The organism is Pseudomonas oryziphila, assembly GCF_003940825.1.
Taxonomy (GTDB): domain Bacteria; phylum Pseudomonadota; class Gammaproteobacteria; order Pseudomonadales; family Pseudomonadaceae; genus Aquipseudomonas; species Aquipseudomonas sichuanensis.
Genome location: NZ_CP034338.1, coordinates 1,518,443 through 1,532,039 on the forward strand (window position 1 = coordinate 1,518,443; position 13,597 = coordinate 1,532,039).

At 64.5% G+C, this 13,597-nt stretch carries 14 protein-coding genes; 9 read left to right on the forward strand and 5 right to left on the reverse strand.

Annotation, left to right across the window (positions count from 1 at the left end; all coding sequences use genetic code 11):
• Window positions 1-160 precede the first annotated feature (160 nt).
• Window positions 161-514, forward strand: coding sequence for a hypothetical protein (locus EJA05_RS07150; RefSeq protein ID WP_125857774.1), 354 nt, complete (start codon window positions 161-163; stop codon window positions 512-514).
• Window positions 515-559: 45 nt separating this feature from the next.
• Here EJA05_RS07150 and EJA05_RS07155 read toward each other — a convergent pair whose 3' ends face one another.
• Together EJA05_RS07155 and moaA are read right to left on the reverse strand one after the other, a co-directional pair.
• Window positions 560-1,459: a bestrophin family protein gene (locus EJA05_RS07155; protein WP_267285394.1), complete on the reverse strand. Its 900-nt coding sequence runs from the start codon at window positions 1,457-1,459 to the stop codon at window positions 560-562.
• Window positions 1,460-1,481: 22 nt separating this feature from the next.
• Complete coding sequence (gene moaA / locus EJA05_RS07160; protein WP_110996250.1) at window positions 1,482-2,486, reverse strand: GTP 3',8-cyclase MoaA; 1,005 nt, start codon at window positions 2,484-2,486, stop codon at window positions 1,482-1,484.
• 315 nt (window positions 2,487-2,801) lie between these two features.
• Here moaA and EJA05_RS07165 point away from each other — a divergent pair, with 315 nt between their 5' ends.
• Window positions 2,802-5,129 carry an FdhF/YdeP family oxidoreductase gene (locus EJA05_RS07165; RefSeq protein WP_125857775.1) on the forward strand — a complete coding sequence of 776 codons (2,328 nt, stop codon included), beginning with the start codon at window positions 2,802-2,804 and terminating at the stop codon, window positions 5,127-5,129.
• 156 nt (window positions 5,130-5,285) lie between these two features.
• Here the strand turns inward: EJA05_RS07165 and EJA05_RS07170 are convergent, their stop codons facing one another.
• Window positions 5,286-5,744 carry an Lrp/AsnC family transcriptional regulator gene (locus tag EJA05_RS07170; protein ID WP_110992455.1) on the reverse strand — a complete coding sequence of 153 codons (459 nt, stop codon included), beginning with the start codon at window positions 5,742-5,744 and terminating at the stop codon, window positions 5,286-5,288.
• 153 nt (window positions 5,745-5,897) lie between these two features.
• Between EJA05_RS07170 and EJA05_RS07175 the strand changes: the two genes are divergently transcribed.
• Complete coding sequence (locus EJA05_RS07175; RefSeq protein WP_125857776.1) at window positions 5,898-7,073, forward strand: trans-sulfuration enzyme family protein; 1,176 nt, start codon at window positions 5,898-5,900, stop codon at window positions 7,071-7,073.
• Between the two features lie 100 nt (window positions 7,074-7,173).
• Here EJA05_RS07175 and EJA05_RS07180 read toward each other — a convergent pair whose 3' ends face one another.
• The gene (locus tag EJA05_RS07180; protein WP_125857777.1) at window positions 7,174-7,410 is read right to left on the reverse strand and encodes a YdcH family protein; all 237 of its coding nucleotides are present in this window, start codon (window positions 7,408-7,410) and stop codon (window positions 7,174-7,176) included.
• Window positions 7,411-7,526: 116 nt separating this feature from the next.
• On the opposite strand from EJA05_RS07180, the gene EJA05_RS07185 reads away from it, so the two are divergent.
• The 5 genes from EJA05_RS07185 to EJA05_RS07205 all read left to right on the forward strand — a co-directional run bounded on the left by EJA05_RS07185 (window position 7,527) and on the right by EJA05_RS07205 (window position 12,321).
• A complete protein-coding gene (locus EJA05_RS07185) occupies window positions 7,527-7,895 on the forward strand; it encodes a 5-carboxymethyl-2-hydroxymuconate Delta-isomerase (protein ID WP_125857778.1) in 369 nt (122 codons plus the stop codon).
• A 160-nt stretch (window positions 7,896-8,055) separates the two neighbouring features.
• Window positions 8,056-9,693, forward strand: coding sequence for a phosphoethanolamine transferase (locus tag EJA05_RS07190; RefSeq protein WP_125857779.1), 1,638 nt, complete (start codon window positions 8,056-8,058; stop codon window positions 9,691-9,693).
• Window positions 9,694-9,889: 196 nt separating this feature from the next.
• A complete protein-coding gene (gene rnd / locus EJA05_RS07195) occupies window positions 9,890-11,023 on the forward strand; it encodes a ribonuclease D (RefSeq protein ID WP_125463060.1) in 1,134 nt (377 codons plus the stop codon).
• Window positions 11,020-11,313, forward strand: a complete 294-nt coding sequence (locus tag EJA05_RS07200; protein WP_125857780.1) for a YcgL domain-containing protein — start codon at window positions 11,020-11,022, stop codon at window positions 11,311-11,313. The genes rnd and EJA05_RS07200 overlap by 4 nt, the downstream gene beginning before the upstream one ends.
• Before the next feature lie 75 nt (window positions 11,314-11,388).
• Complete coding sequence (locus tag EJA05_RS07205) at window positions 11,389-12,321, forward strand: D-2-hydroxyacid dehydrogenase (RefSeq protein ID WP_125857781.1); 933 nt, start codon at window positions 11,389-11,391, stop codon at window positions 12,319-12,321.
• An 80-nt stretch (window positions 12,322-12,401) separates the two neighbouring features.
• Here EJA05_RS07205 and EJA05_RS07210 read toward each other — a convergent pair whose 3' ends face one another.
• Window positions 12,402-12,995, reverse strand: coding sequence for a nitroreductase family protein (locus EJA05_RS07210; RefSeq protein WP_125463063.1), 594 nt, complete (start codon window positions 12,993-12,995; stop codon window positions 12,402-12,404).
• 145 nt (window positions 12,996-13,140) lie between these two features.
• Between EJA05_RS07210 and EJA05_RS07215 the strand changes: the two genes are divergently transcribed.
• On the forward strand, window positions 13,141-13,590 hold the full coding sequence (locus EJA05_RS07215) for a YcgN family cysteine cluster protein (RefSeq protein ID WP_125463064.1): 450 nt from the start codon (window positions 13,141-13,143) through the stop codon (window positions 13,588-13,590).
• Window positions 13,591-13,597: the final 7 nt, after the last annotated feature.

Consider the following 13,597-nt stretch of genomic DNA (forward strand, 5'->3'; position numbering starts at 1 on the left):
GCACGGCAAAGTTGCCTGCCGTTCATACCTTTGTCGCACCAGATGTTGTTGTCCACGGCAATGTCTGTGTTGTGCAACATAGCCGCTGGGCCATGATTTTGCCTTACATCGGCCCGTGAGCGATCATTCACGCTTTCGATTGCCGCTATTGGAGAACCGGATGTCCCGTTCGTGGCCGCTCATTGCCTTGCTGCTGTTCCTGCCCCTGTGGCTGGCCGCCAGTTATGGCGTGCGTTATGGCTTGATGGAAGCGCCCCAGTGGGTCGGCTTGTGCTCGCAGCCGGGGGAGATCTGGCAGTGCCAGGTGCGCTCGCTGCTGGGCTTGGGCATTCATTTCCAGGTGATCGCCTGGAGCGCGTTGGGGCTGGCGCTGGTCGCCCAGTTGGCTCCGGGCCGCCTGGGTCGATGGCTTGCAGCGCTGGCGCTGGTGTTCGGGCTGCCGGCGCTGGTGCTGTACACCGCGAGCATCGCGGTGTTCGCGGTGGTCCTGGCAGGCTTGCGCTTGGTCAGGTGATTACCGGCTTGCTGGGTCGGGCTTGGAGGGTGGCGGGCTGAAACCTCAACTCAGCACGTGTTCCACCGGCTCCAATGCCGGCGGCAAAGGCTCATGCCCCAGCGCCGCCAGCACATCGCGCTCGAGGGTGCGCACCAGCGCATCGGTCGGCAGGTCGTTCTCATCCCGGCCGAACGGGTCTTCCAGCTCGTTGCCAATGGCATCCAGGCCGAAGAAGGTGTAGCTGACGATGGTGGTGAACAGCGGCGCCAGCCAGCCCAGCGGTTCGGCCAGGGCGAACGGCAGCAGCAGGCAGAAGATATAGATGGTGCGGTGCAGCAGCAGAGTGTAGGGGAATGGCAGAGGCGTACCCTTGATCCGCTCGCAGGTGGCCTGCACATCCGTCAACCCCGACAGGCGCTGTTCCAGGGTGGTGTAACGGAACTCGCTGATCAGCTGTTGCTGCGCCAGTCGTGAACATTGCGCGCCGATGTCCTGCAGGATTCCGTTGCACAGATTGTGCGGGGTCAGCGGCGCCTGCTCGGCCAGCCAGGGGCGGGCGGCGCGCAGTTCGTCCTCGTTGCGCAGCCGGGCATTCAGGGCGTGGGCAAAACCGCACAGGCTGCGCAACATCGCCGAGCGCAGTTGCGCATCCTCGATCACCACGCTTTCACGCACGAACGAACGCACCTCGATGATCATCCGCCCCCAGGCCTTGCGCCCTTCCCACCAACGGTCGTAGCAGGCGTTGTTGCGAAAGCTCATGAAGATCGACAGTGACAGCCCGAGCAGGGTGAACGGGGTGGCGCTGACCGGGTAGAACAACGCCGGGTAGTGCCGCTCGATGAGCACGATCAGTGCGGCCAGCAGGGTGACCATCAGGCAGCGCAACGCGATGCGCTTGACGATCGAGCCCTTGAGGGTGAACAGCACGCGCAGCATGTCGGGGCGGGAGTGGACGATCAAGAGGGGTTCCCGAGGCGGCCGTTCAGCCGCCGGTCATGTTCATGAAACGCAGGATCTGCACCTCGCCACCCACTTCGAAGTGGTGGCGCCAGGGCTTGAGCTGCATGGCCTCGCGGATGGCCTTGTCGAGGCGGGCACTGTCGCCGGGGTGCTGGCGCAGCACCTGCTTGAGGTCCAGCGAGTGCTCGTTGCCCAGGCACAGCAGCAGGCGGCCTTCGACGGTCAGGCGCACGCGGTTGCAGGTGGCGCAGAAGTTGTGGCTGTGGGGCGAAATGAAGCCGACCCGGGTGTTCGGCGCTTCGGCCAGGCGCCAGTAGCGGGCCGGGCCTTGGGAGGACTCGGCCGATTCGATCAGGCTGAAGTGCCCGGCCAGGCGCTCGCGCACATCGTCGCTGGAGCAGTAGGACTCGCCGCGCTGGTGTTCGCTGATCACCCCCAGGGGCATTTCCTCGATGAACGAGATGTCCAGCTCGCGGTCGATGGCGAAGCGCACCAGGTCGACGATCTCGTCGTCGTTGCGGCCCTTGAGCACCACGGCGTTGAGCTTGGTGCGACGAAAACCGGCGGCGCGCGCGGCATCGATGCCGGCGATCACCTGATGCAGGTCGCCGGTGCGGGTCAGGGCGCGGAAGCGCTCGGGGTCGAGGCTGTCGAGGCTGATGTTCAGGCGCGACACGCCGGCATCGAACAGCGGCTGGGCCAGGCGGCCGAGCTGCGAGCCATTGCTGGTCAGGCACAGTTCACGCAGGCCGGGCAGGGCGGCGATGCGTTCGCAGAGCCCGACGATACCTTGGCGGACCAGGGGCTCACCGCCGGTCAGGCGGATCTTGCGGGTACCCAGGGCGACGAAGCGTTCCGCTACCTGATAGAGCTCTTCGAGGCTGAGGATCTGCTGGCGCGGCAGGAACTGCATGTCCTCGGCCATGCAGTAGACGCAGCGGAAATCGCAACGATCGGTGACCGACATCCGCAGGTAGTCGACCTTGCGGTTGAAACCGTCGATCAGGGCCTGGGGGTTCTGTTCCACGTTGGCGCTCGAGAGGGTTGGGGCTATGCAATCCAAGCTATCGCCTGGGGCCAGACCCGTCAAATTGCTTTCCCTGACCGCTTGATCAATGGCCTCTATCAAGGGCCAGGCAGATGCGCGTACGGCATTCTCGTGGGAGCGGGCTTGCCCCGCGAAAGGTCTATTACAGACACCTGAAACCCATGATCGACACCGCCTATCACCCCGTCAGACATTTCGATTGGACGCCCCCACACCACCCTCCATAGGCTGGAAAAAAGCAGCGGACAACGTGATCCGCCGCACCTTTACCATGCCCGCGTGAGGATTGACCGCATGAGCCAGGACCAACACATCAGGGACTACAAGGGGCCGGCCGCCGGCTGGGGCGCGCTCAAGAGCGTGACCAAGAGCTGGCTGGGCAGCGAGAACGCCTTCAAGAACCTGCGGGCCATGCTCAAGACCAACCAGAACGGCGGCTTCGACTGCCCCGGTTGCGCCTGGGGCGAGTCGCCGGAAAGCGACATGGTCAAGTTCTGCGAGAACGGCGCCAAGGCGGTCAACTGGGAAGCCACCGGCCGCTCGGTGGACCCAGCTTTCTTCGCCAAGTACAGCGTCAGCGCGCTGCTGGAGCAGACCGACTACTGGCTTGAGTATCAGGGCCGGCTGACCCACCCGATGCGCTATGACGCGGCCACCGATCACTATGTCGAAACCAGCTGGGACGAGGCCTTCGCCCTGATCGGCCAACACCTGAACAGCCTCGAGTCGCCCGACCAGGCCGAGTTCTACACCTCGGGCCGGGCCAGCAACGAGGCGGCGTTCCTCTACCAGCTGTTCGTCCGCGCCTACGGCACCAACAACTTCCCCGACTGCTCGAACATGTGCCATGAAGCCAGCGGCGTGGGCATGTCGCAAACCCTTGGGGTGGGCAAGGGCACCGTGGTGTTCCATGACCTGGAGCTGGCCGACGCGATCTTCGTCATCGGCCAGAACCCCGGCACCAACCACCCGCGCATGCTCGAGCCGCTGCGCGAGGCGGTCAAGCGCGGCGCCCAGGTGGTGTGCTTCAACCCGCTCAAGGAGCGCGGGCTGGAACGCTTCCAGCACCCGCAGCACCCGCTGGAGATGCTCAGCAACGGCTCCGAGTCCACCAGCACCGCGTACTTCCGCCCGGCGCTGGGCGGCGACATGGCGGCCATGCGTGGCATCGCCAAGTACCTGTTGCAGTGGGAACGCGAAGCGCAGCTCAACCATGAGCCGGCGGTGTTCGACCATGCCTTCATCGCCGAGCACACCAGTGGTGTCGAGGCTTACCTGGCCGTGGTCGAGGCCACGCCCTGGGACCATATCGTCGAGCAGTCCGGCCTGACCAAGGCCGAGATCGAGCTGGCGGCGCGCATGTACCGCAAGGCCGAGCGGGTGATCATGTGCTGGGCCATGGGGGTGACCCAGCACCGCCACTCGGTGGCGACCGTGCAGGAAATCGTCAACCTGCAACTGCTGCGCGGCAACGTCGGCAAGCCCGGTGCCGGCCTGTCACCGGTACGCGGCCACAGCAACGTGCAGGGCGACCGTACCATGGGCATCGACGAAAAACCCAAGGCGCAACTGCTCGACGCCCTGGAAAAGCGCTTCCAGTTCAAGGTGCCGCGTGCCCATGGCGACAACGCCGTGCTGGCGATCAAGGCCATGGAGGAGGGGCGGGCCAAGGTGTTCGTCGCCCTGGGCGGCAACTTCGCCCAGGCCACCCCGGACACGCCACGCACCCACGCGGCGCTGCGCAACTGCGCACTGACCGTGCAGATATCCACCAAGCTCAACCGTTCGCACCTGGTGACCGGGCGCGACGCGCTGATCCTGCCGTGCCTGGGCCGTACCGAGATCGATAGCCAGGCCGAGGGCCCGCAAGGGGTGACGGTCGAAGACACCTTCAGCATGGTGCACATCTCCCATGGCCAGCTGAAGCCGCGCTCGCCGCACCTGCGCTCGGAGCCGGCGATCGTTGCCGGCATGGCCAAGGCCACCCTGGGCAATACGCCGATCGATTGGGAATACGCGATTGCCGACTACGGCCGCATCCGCAGCATGATTGCCGATGTGATTCCGGGCTTTGCCGATTTCAACGAGCGGTTGCAGCATCCGGGCGGTTTCCACCTGGGCAACAACGCGGCAGACCGCACCTTCCGTACCGCCACCGGCAAGGCGTGCTTCACCCCGAGCCTATTGCCCGAGCAACTGGTCAACGACCAGGTGCTGGCCCGTGGCGACAAGCCCGACCTGATCCTGCAGACCCTGCGCTCCCACGATCAGTACAACACCACCCTGTACGGGCTGGATGACCGCTATCGCGGGGTGTTTGGCCTACGCGAAGTGGTGTTCGTCAACGAAGCCGATATCCGCCGCCTGGGTTTCGAGCCGGGCGAGCAGGTGGACCTGGTGTCGCTGTGGGCGGATGGCCGCGAGCGGCGGGTGTCGGGGTTCCGCCTGGTGGCCTATGACGTGCCTGAAGGGCAGGCGGCGGCGTACTACCCGGAGACCAACCCGTTGGTGCCGTTGGAGAGTTATGGCGACGGCACTTACACGCCAACCTCGAAGTTCGTCGCGATCAAACTGGAGAAGGCCAGCGCGGGGAACCGGATCGCGGCGGCAGTGGCTGACTGATTCCGGGCGTCACGCACTCTTTGTGTAGGAGCGGCCTCGTGCCGCGAAAGGGCTGCAGCGCAGCCCCGGCGATCTTGCGTGATGCCGATACCCTGGGGCCGCTGCGCGCCCCTTTCGCGGCACAAGGCCGCTCCTACAGTGGATGTGCAAGCCCGCTCAGCGATGCACCGGATACGCCGTGGTGTACTTCATCTGTTCCATGGCAAAGCTCGAGGTGATGTTCGACAGCCCGTCGGTACTGGTGATCAGCTTCTTGTAGAAGCGGTCGTACGCGGCGATGTCGCCCACCACCACCCGCAGCATGTAATCCCAGTCGCCGGACATGCGGTATACCTCCATCACCTCCTCGAACGCGGTCACCGTGGCAGCAAACTGCGCCAGCCAGGCGCTGTCGTGGCGCTGGGTCTTGAGCTGGACGAACACCGTCAGGCCCAGGCCCAGGCGCTGGGGGTCGAGCAGGGCGACGCGGCCGCGGATATAACCTTCGTCCTCCAGGCGCTTGACCCGCTTCCAGCAGGGGGTTGTGGTCAGGTTGACCGCTTCGGCCAGGTCCTTGAGGGAGATCGAGGCGTCGCGCTGGAGCAGGGTGAGGATGTGCTGGTCGAAACTGTCCATGTCGCTGTTGGGCTCCAGGCGAGAAAAAGTTTCCCGAGATTAGCCGTTGGCGATGCAGCTTGGAATCGCTATGGCCCGCATAAGGTAATAATGTTCTGGCTGGCGCCGGTCGCTGGCGGATATGAGATAGTTGCGCTTTTCCATCCCTAGTCAATGGACCCGACCATGTCCGAAAAGCCGCGCAATTTCGCCACCCGCACCATCCACGCCGGCGAGCAGTCCAGCGTTGCCGACAACGCCATCTTCCCGGCCATCGTCACCTCCAGCTCGTTCATCAAGCGTGGCCTGGACGACAACCCCGAATACGCCTACAGCCGGGTCAGCAACCCCACCCGGCATGCCTATGAAACCTGCGTGGCGGCCCTGGAGGAGGGTGTCGGCGCGGTGGCCTGTGCTTCTGGCGTCAGCGCTACGGCCACGGTGCTCGAGCTGCTGTCCAAGGATGCCCACGTGGTGGTGATGAACGGCGTCTACGGCGGCACCTTCCGCCTGCTGGAAGACTACCGCGGGCGCACCTCGGGCCTGACCACCACCTACGTCGACCTCAACGACGTCGAGGCCGTGGCCGCGGCGATTCGCCCGAACACGCAACTGATCTGGATCGAGTCGCCGACCAACCCCTTGCTGCACCTGGTCGATATCAAGGCGGTCTGCGACCTGGCCCGCGCCCGCGGCATCATGACCTGCATCGACAACACCTTCTGCTCGCCGTGGAACCAGCAGCCGATCACTTTGGGCGTGGACCTGGTGATGCACTCGGCGAGCAAGTACATCGGCGGCCACTCCGACCTCACCGGCGGCGTGGTGGTGGCGGCCAACGACGAACTGCTGGGGCGTCTGCGCAAGATCAGCATGGCGGTGGGGGCGATCCAGGGGCCGTTCGATTGCTACCTGGCGCTGCGCGGGCTGAAGACCCTTGACGTGCGCATGGAGCGCCAGAGCGCCAACGCACTGCGCGTGGCGCAGTACCTGGAAAGCCATCCGCAGGTCGAGCAGGTGTATTACCCAGGGTTGGAGAGCCATCCGCAGCATGAATTGTGCAAGCGCCAGATGCGCACCGGCGGGGCCGTGGTGGCCATTCGCATCAAGGGTGACCGGGCTGCGGTCAACCGCCTGGTCGAGGCGCTGCAGATCTTCGTCCTGGCCGATTCGCTGGGCGGCGTGGAGAGCATGATCAACCATTCCTGGAGCATGTCGCACAACTCGCTCAGCCCTGAGCAGAAGGGCGTGATGGGCATCAGCGAGAATCTGGTGCGGTTGTCGATGGGGATCGAGGACTATCGGGATCTGATCGAGGACCTGGATATGGCGCTCAAAGCGTCCGCTTAAGGGCTGATAACGTCATCGCGGGGCAAGCCCGCTCCCACGCACGTGGGAGCGGGCTTGCCCCGCGATCATTTTGAAGGGTTTACCCGGTTATCCGGGGTGTTCAGGACTTGGGCGGATGGACGATCCGTTCAATCTTGTCCTTGATCAGCAGCCGCTCCTTGCGTAACAGGTTGACCTTGTCGTCGGCGCTGCCGTTGCCTTCGGCAGCCACCACTTCCTTGTCCTTGGTGTTGTAGTCCTTGTGCAGCTTGTGCAGGTCCTGATTCTTGTCGATCAGGGCCTGGAACTGGTCGGCGCTAACGTGCAGGTCTGCGAGCAAATCGTGCGGAACTGGCATTTCTTCACCTCTTTCAGGGTTGGCGAACGGGCCTGAACCATGAGGATAGCCGCCTTTGCCCCAATGGGGGACTGGGTTAGGCTGTCGCACACCCTCCCTTGACCGGAACCTGCGCCATGCCTCACCTGAACCTGGAATACAGCGACAACCTGGGCGAACTCAACGTCGACCTGCTGCTGTTGCGCCTGAACCACGCCCTGGTGGGCAGCGGCCAGTTTGCCGACGAAGCCGATATCAAGAGCCGCGCCCAGGCCTTCGCCAAGTACCGGGTGGGCACCGCACCGGGTGAGCGTGCCTTCGCCCATGTACGCCTGGCGATGCTCAGCGGGCGCTCGGAGCAGGTGAAACAGCAGTTGTCGGGCAGCCTGCTCGCGGTGCTGCAGGAGGCGATCCCTGCCCAGGCCGGGCTGGATATCCAGCTGTGCGTGGAGGTGCTGGACATCGACCGTGAGCCCTATGCCAAGCTGCGTCTGCCGGCTGAATAAAAGCTGAATGAAACTTGTTTAATTGGTGAAAACTGCATTCCGACCAATTGTTACCAAGTTTTTCACAAAAAATTGATGCTAGCCTTCTTAGAGTTCGGCCAACTTCCCAAGGTGCCCGCCCGGGCACCCTGGCCGCTCATGAACTCTACCTGCGAATGCCATGCTCAACGTCAAATCCCTGCGGACTGAATGGGTCACGCTGCTGGCCAGCCTTTACCTGTTGATCGGCCTTAACACCTTCCTCTGGCTACACCTGCAAGCCATCGTGCCGCCCGGCATGGTGGGGCTGTGGCTGGGGCTGGCATTCGCCGTGCTGATGTTGTTCGCCTTCAATCTGATATTGACCTTGTTGGCATTCAAGTATGTGTTGAAACCGGTATTGATCCTGTTGTTCATGAGCGGCGCGGGCGTTGCCTACTTCATGAATCAATATGGCGTGCTGATCGATACCGGCATGTTCCGCAATGTGGCGGAAACCAACGTTGCGGAAGTTCGCGACCTGCTGTCGATCAAGTTTGCGCTGTATATCGTGCTGCTCGGCGTGCTGCCGTCGCTGTTGGTATGGAAGGCGAAAATCGCCTACCGCCCCTGGTACCGCGAAGTGCTGGGCAAATTGGTGGTGACGGGGGCCTGTGTGGCGGCGCTGGGCTCGGTGGCACTGGTCAACTACCAAGGGCTTGCATCGCTGTTTCGCAACCACCACGAACTGCGCCTGATGCTGACCCCGAGCAATATCGTCGGTGCGTCCATCGGTTATGTCAGCGAACAGTTGGGTACTGCATCACGGCCTTTCCAGCCATACGGCACGGATGCCCACCGCGATGCCGCCTGGCAGCACCATGAGCGCAAGTCGTTGACCGTGCTGGTGGTGGGTGAAAGTGCCCGCGCCGAGAACTTCGGCCTGCTTGGCTATGCCCGCGACACCACGCCGAACCTGGCCAAACAGCAGGGCCTGCTGAGTTTTACCGATGTGCACTCGTGCGGTACCGAAACCGCCGTGTCGGTGCCGTGCATGTTCTCCGGCATGACCCGCAAGGACTATGACGCCCGCGTGGCCAAGAACCGCGAAGGCCTGCTCGACATCCTCCAGCGCGCCGGCCTGGCCGTGCAGTGGCGTGACAACCAGTCCGGCTGCAAGGGCACCTGCGACCGCGTGCAGTTCATCGACGTGAGCAACCTTGCCGACCCGGCCCTGTGCGCCAACGGCGAGTGCCACGACGAGATCCTCCTGCAGGGCCTGGGCGAGCTGATCGACAACCTCGACAAGGACACCGTGCTGGTGCTGCACCAGATGGGCAGCCACGGCCCCGAGTATTTCAAACGCTACCCGACGGGCAGCGAGCCGTTCACCCCGGTGTGCCGCAGCAATGCGCTGAACCAGTGCAGCCAGGCGGAAATCGTCAACGGCTACGACAACACCCTGGCCTACACCGACAAGGTGCTTGGCTCGCTGATCGATACCCTGCGCAGCAAGCAGGACAAGGTCGACACGGCGATGATCTACCTGTCTGACCACGGCGAGTCGCTGGGTGAATACAACCTCTACCTGCACGGCACCCCCTACGTGATGGCGCCGGAGCAGCAGAAGCACGTGCCGTTGTTGACCTGGTTCTCCGACAGCTACCAGCAGGACTTCGGCCTGGACACCGACTGCCTGGCCAAGCTGCGCGACGCGCCACTGTCCCAGGACAACCTGTTCCACTCGATGCTCGGCCTGTTGCAGGTACGCACCGAGGTCTACCAGCAGTCGCTGGACATGTTCGCCAGCTGCCGGCCGTGGCTGGCGGCGGGGCGCTGAAGCAGGGTTTTAACGCCATCGCGGGGCAAGCCCGCTCCCACGACATAGCGCCGAGGCGTGGGAGCGGGCTTGCCCCGCGATGGCGTTAAAACCCGGTCACCGTCCGGGCAACCGCCCGGCACCATGGATGGCGCGAGGTTTCACCCCCAGGGGCCGCGCCGTATATACTGCGCGCCAATGTTAGTGGGAGAGCCTCGTGGCCATCGAAATTCACTGGATCCGTGACGACCAGACCCTGGCCGAGCACTGCCAAAGCTGGCGCGAACTGCCCTTCGTGGCGCTCGACACCGAATTCATGCGGGTCGACACCTTCTACCCGAAAGCCGGCCTGATCCAGGTGGGCGTCGGCGAGCACGCCTACCTTATCGACCCTCTGCTGATTGGTGACTGGCAGCCGCTGGCCGAGTTGCTCGACGACACGGCCGTGGTCAAGGTGCTGCACGCCTGCAGCGAAGACCTCGAAGTGCTGCTGCGCCTGACCGGCAAGCTGCCGCAGCCGCTGTTCGACACCCAGCTGGCCGCCGGTTACCTGAACATCGGTTTCTCCATGGGCTACTCGCGCCTGGTGCAGGAAGTCCTGGGGCTTGATCTGCCCAAGGGCGAGACCCGCTCCGACTGGCTGCAGCGCCCATTGTCCGATACCCAGGTGAGCTACGCCGCCGAGGATGCCGTGCACCTGGCCGAGCTGTTCAGCGCGCTGCGCCCGAAATTGTCCGACGACAAGTACGCCTGGGTCCTCGACGACGGCGCCGAGCTGGTCGCCGCGCTGCGCCGTGAAGTCGAGCCAGAGACCCTGTACCGCGACGTCAAGCTGGCCTGGAAGCTGGGCCCTCAGCAGTTGGCTGTGCTGCGCGAGCTGTGCGCCTGGCGCGAGCGCGAAGCCCGCAGCCGCGACGTACCGCGCAACCGTATCCTCAAGGAACACTCGTTGTGGCCCATGGCCAAGAGCCAACCCGGCAACCTGCCGGCCCTGGGCAAGATCGAAGAGATGCACCCGCGCACTATCCGCCAGGACGGCGAGTTCCTCATCCAGCTGATCAAGCGCGCCGCAGGCCTTCCCGCCGAACAGTGGCCGCAGCGCTTGCCTGAGCCGCTGCCGATCGAGGCCGCCGGCATTCTCAAGCGCCTGCGTGCCATCGGCCAGGCCGAAGGCGAGCGCCTGCAGATCGCCCCGGAGCTGATGCTGCGCAAGAAGACCCTCGAGGCCCTGCTCAAGAGCGGCTACCCCGACGGCCCCTATCAACTGCCCGATTCGCTGCGCGGCTGGCGTCGCGAGCGTATGGGCCAGGCCCTGCTGGACGACCTGGCAGGCGCCGGAGAAACTCAATGAAACGTATTTGCTCGATTTACAAGAGCCCACGCAAGAACGGCATGTACCTCTATGTGCTCAAGGCCGATGGCCTGGAGCGCGTTCCTGAAGGCCTGTTGCCGGTATTCGGCACGCCGATGCACGCCTTCGACTTGGTGCTGACCCCGGAGCGCAAGCTGGCCCGCGAGGACATCGTGAAAGTGCTGGAGAACCTCGACAACCAGGGTTACCACCTGCAGATGCCGCCGCCGGAAGAGGAGTACATCGAGCACCTGCCCGAAGAGTTGCTGCGCCGCAACGACCCGGTCTGATTCGGGCGCGCTCATCCTCATAGCTGCGGCGCGCCTGGCGGGCCGCTTTCGTTGTTTGCCAAGGTTGTGTTTCACATGCGCGTACTGATCGCTGAACAGGATCATGCCAACTACGCCCGCCTGCTCGGCGAGGCAGCACCGGACCTGGAAGTGCTGACCAGCGGCGACTCCGCTGAACTGGCGCGCTTCGCCGCCGACTGCCCGGTGTGGCTGGGCCAGCCGGACCTGCTGGCCAGCCTGCTGCGCCAGGGCCATAAACCTGAGTGGATGCAATCGACCTGGGCGGGCATCACCCCGCTGCTGGCCGATGCGCTGCCGCGTGACTACCGCCTGACCCGGGCGGTGGGCATCTTCGGCCAGGTGATGGCCGAGTACATGCTCACCTACATGCTGGTGCACGAGCGCGAAGTGTTGTCGCGCCTGGTCAGCCAGGTCGAGCGGCGCTGGGACGACCGCCCCGGGCGCAGCCTGGAAGGGCGCCGGGTACTGATCGTCGGCACGGGCGACATCGGCCAGCGGGTCGCCGAGTTCCTCGTGCCCTTCGGCGTGACCCTGTACGGCGTAGCCAGCACTGCGCGCGAGCAGGCACCTTTCGTTGAGGTGGTCGGGCTCGACCAGTTGCCACGCATGGTCGGGCAGGCCGATTACGTGCTCAACCTGCTGCCCGACACCCCGACTACCCACGATCTCTACGATGCAGCGCTGTTCAAGTGCTTCCAGCCCAGCGCATTGTTCATCAACGCCGGGCGTGGCGCGGCGGTGGTCGATGCAGCCCTGGTCGAGGCGCTCAAGGAAGGCCATCTGGCCGGTGCGGTGATCGACGTCTGCCGGCAGGAGCCGTTGCCTGCGCGGCACCCGTTCTGGACCGCCTGGGGGCTGCTGCTGACCGGGCACAGCTCGGCGCCGACCTCGCCGCCGGCGATGGTGCGCTTGTTCGTCGAGAATGTGCGGGCCTATGCAGCGGGGCAGGGGTTGCGCGGCGAAGTGGATTTCGCCCGCGGGTATTAGCGAGGAGCTACAAGCTACAAGCGTCTGCGGATCGCTTTTTCTTGCAACTTGCAGCTTGCAGCTTGCAGCTTGCAGCTGCTTTACAAGCTGAACTCACCCTCAGCCGCCAGCTCGCTCAGCGGCCGGCGCGGGCTCGGCACTTCGCGGGCCTGCAGGCCCTCGGCCAGGCTAGCCTTGTCGCCCAGCTTGCCGATCGCCACCATCGCGTGCAGCGCGTAGCCTTCGGGGATCTTCAGCTCGCTACGGGCCAGGTCCTGGTCGAAGCCGGCCATGCCATGGGTGTGCCAGCCGCTGATGCTGGCCTGCAGCGCCAGGTGGCCCCAGGCGGAACCGGTGTCGAAGGTGTGCCACAGCGCCGGCTTTTCTTCATCCGAGCCCGGTGCGGCGAAGGTGGTCTTGGAAATTACCAGCACCAGCGCCGAAGCCTGCTGCGCCCAGCTGCGGTTGAACTCGTTGAGGATGCCCAGGTAGCGCTCCCAGCTCGGCGTGTCGCGGCGCGCATAGAGGAAGCGCCAAGGCTGCGAGTTGTAGGCAGACGGCGCCCAGCGCGCGGCTTCGAGGAAGCTCAGCAGGGTCTCCTGGCTGATCGGCTCGGCGGTGAAGGCGCGAGGCGACCAGCGGTTGATGAACTGCTCGTTGATGGCGTAGTCGGCGATACGAGGGGTGGCGCTCATGGCTGCTCCTGCAGTGGGCGGGGTAAAGACCGCACGCTACTGCGTCCGGCAAGCACTGACAAGCGGTCTGGCGTTGCCGCCGGACAGCCTCTAGACTGGCGCCGCCGCGCGCCGCGGATTCAAGTTGATTGCAGGAATACGTGTGATGATCGCCGACAACGCGCCCTTCTGGCGGCGCAAGACCCTCGAAGAACTCGACTCGCGCGAGTGGGAGTCGCTGTGCGACGGCTGCGGCCTGTGCTGCCTGCAGAAGCTCGAGGACGAAGAAGACAACAGCGTCTATTACACGAGCATCGCCTGCAAATTGCTCGACCTCACCACCTGTCAGTGCAGCGACTACCCCAACCGCTTCGCCCAGGTGCCCGACTGCATCCAGCTCACCCCGGGCAAGGCCGACCAGTTCAAGTGGCTGCCGCCCACCTGCGGTTACCGCCTGGTCAGCGAGGGCAAAGACCTGCCGGCCTGGCATCACCTGGTCAGCGGCGACCGCGAGCAAGTTCACGAGCAGCGCATTTCCCGGTCCGGGCGCATGCTCAGTGAGAACGATGTGGATGAAGATGACTGGGAAGATCACCTGATTTTCCGCGCTGGTTGAATCGCCC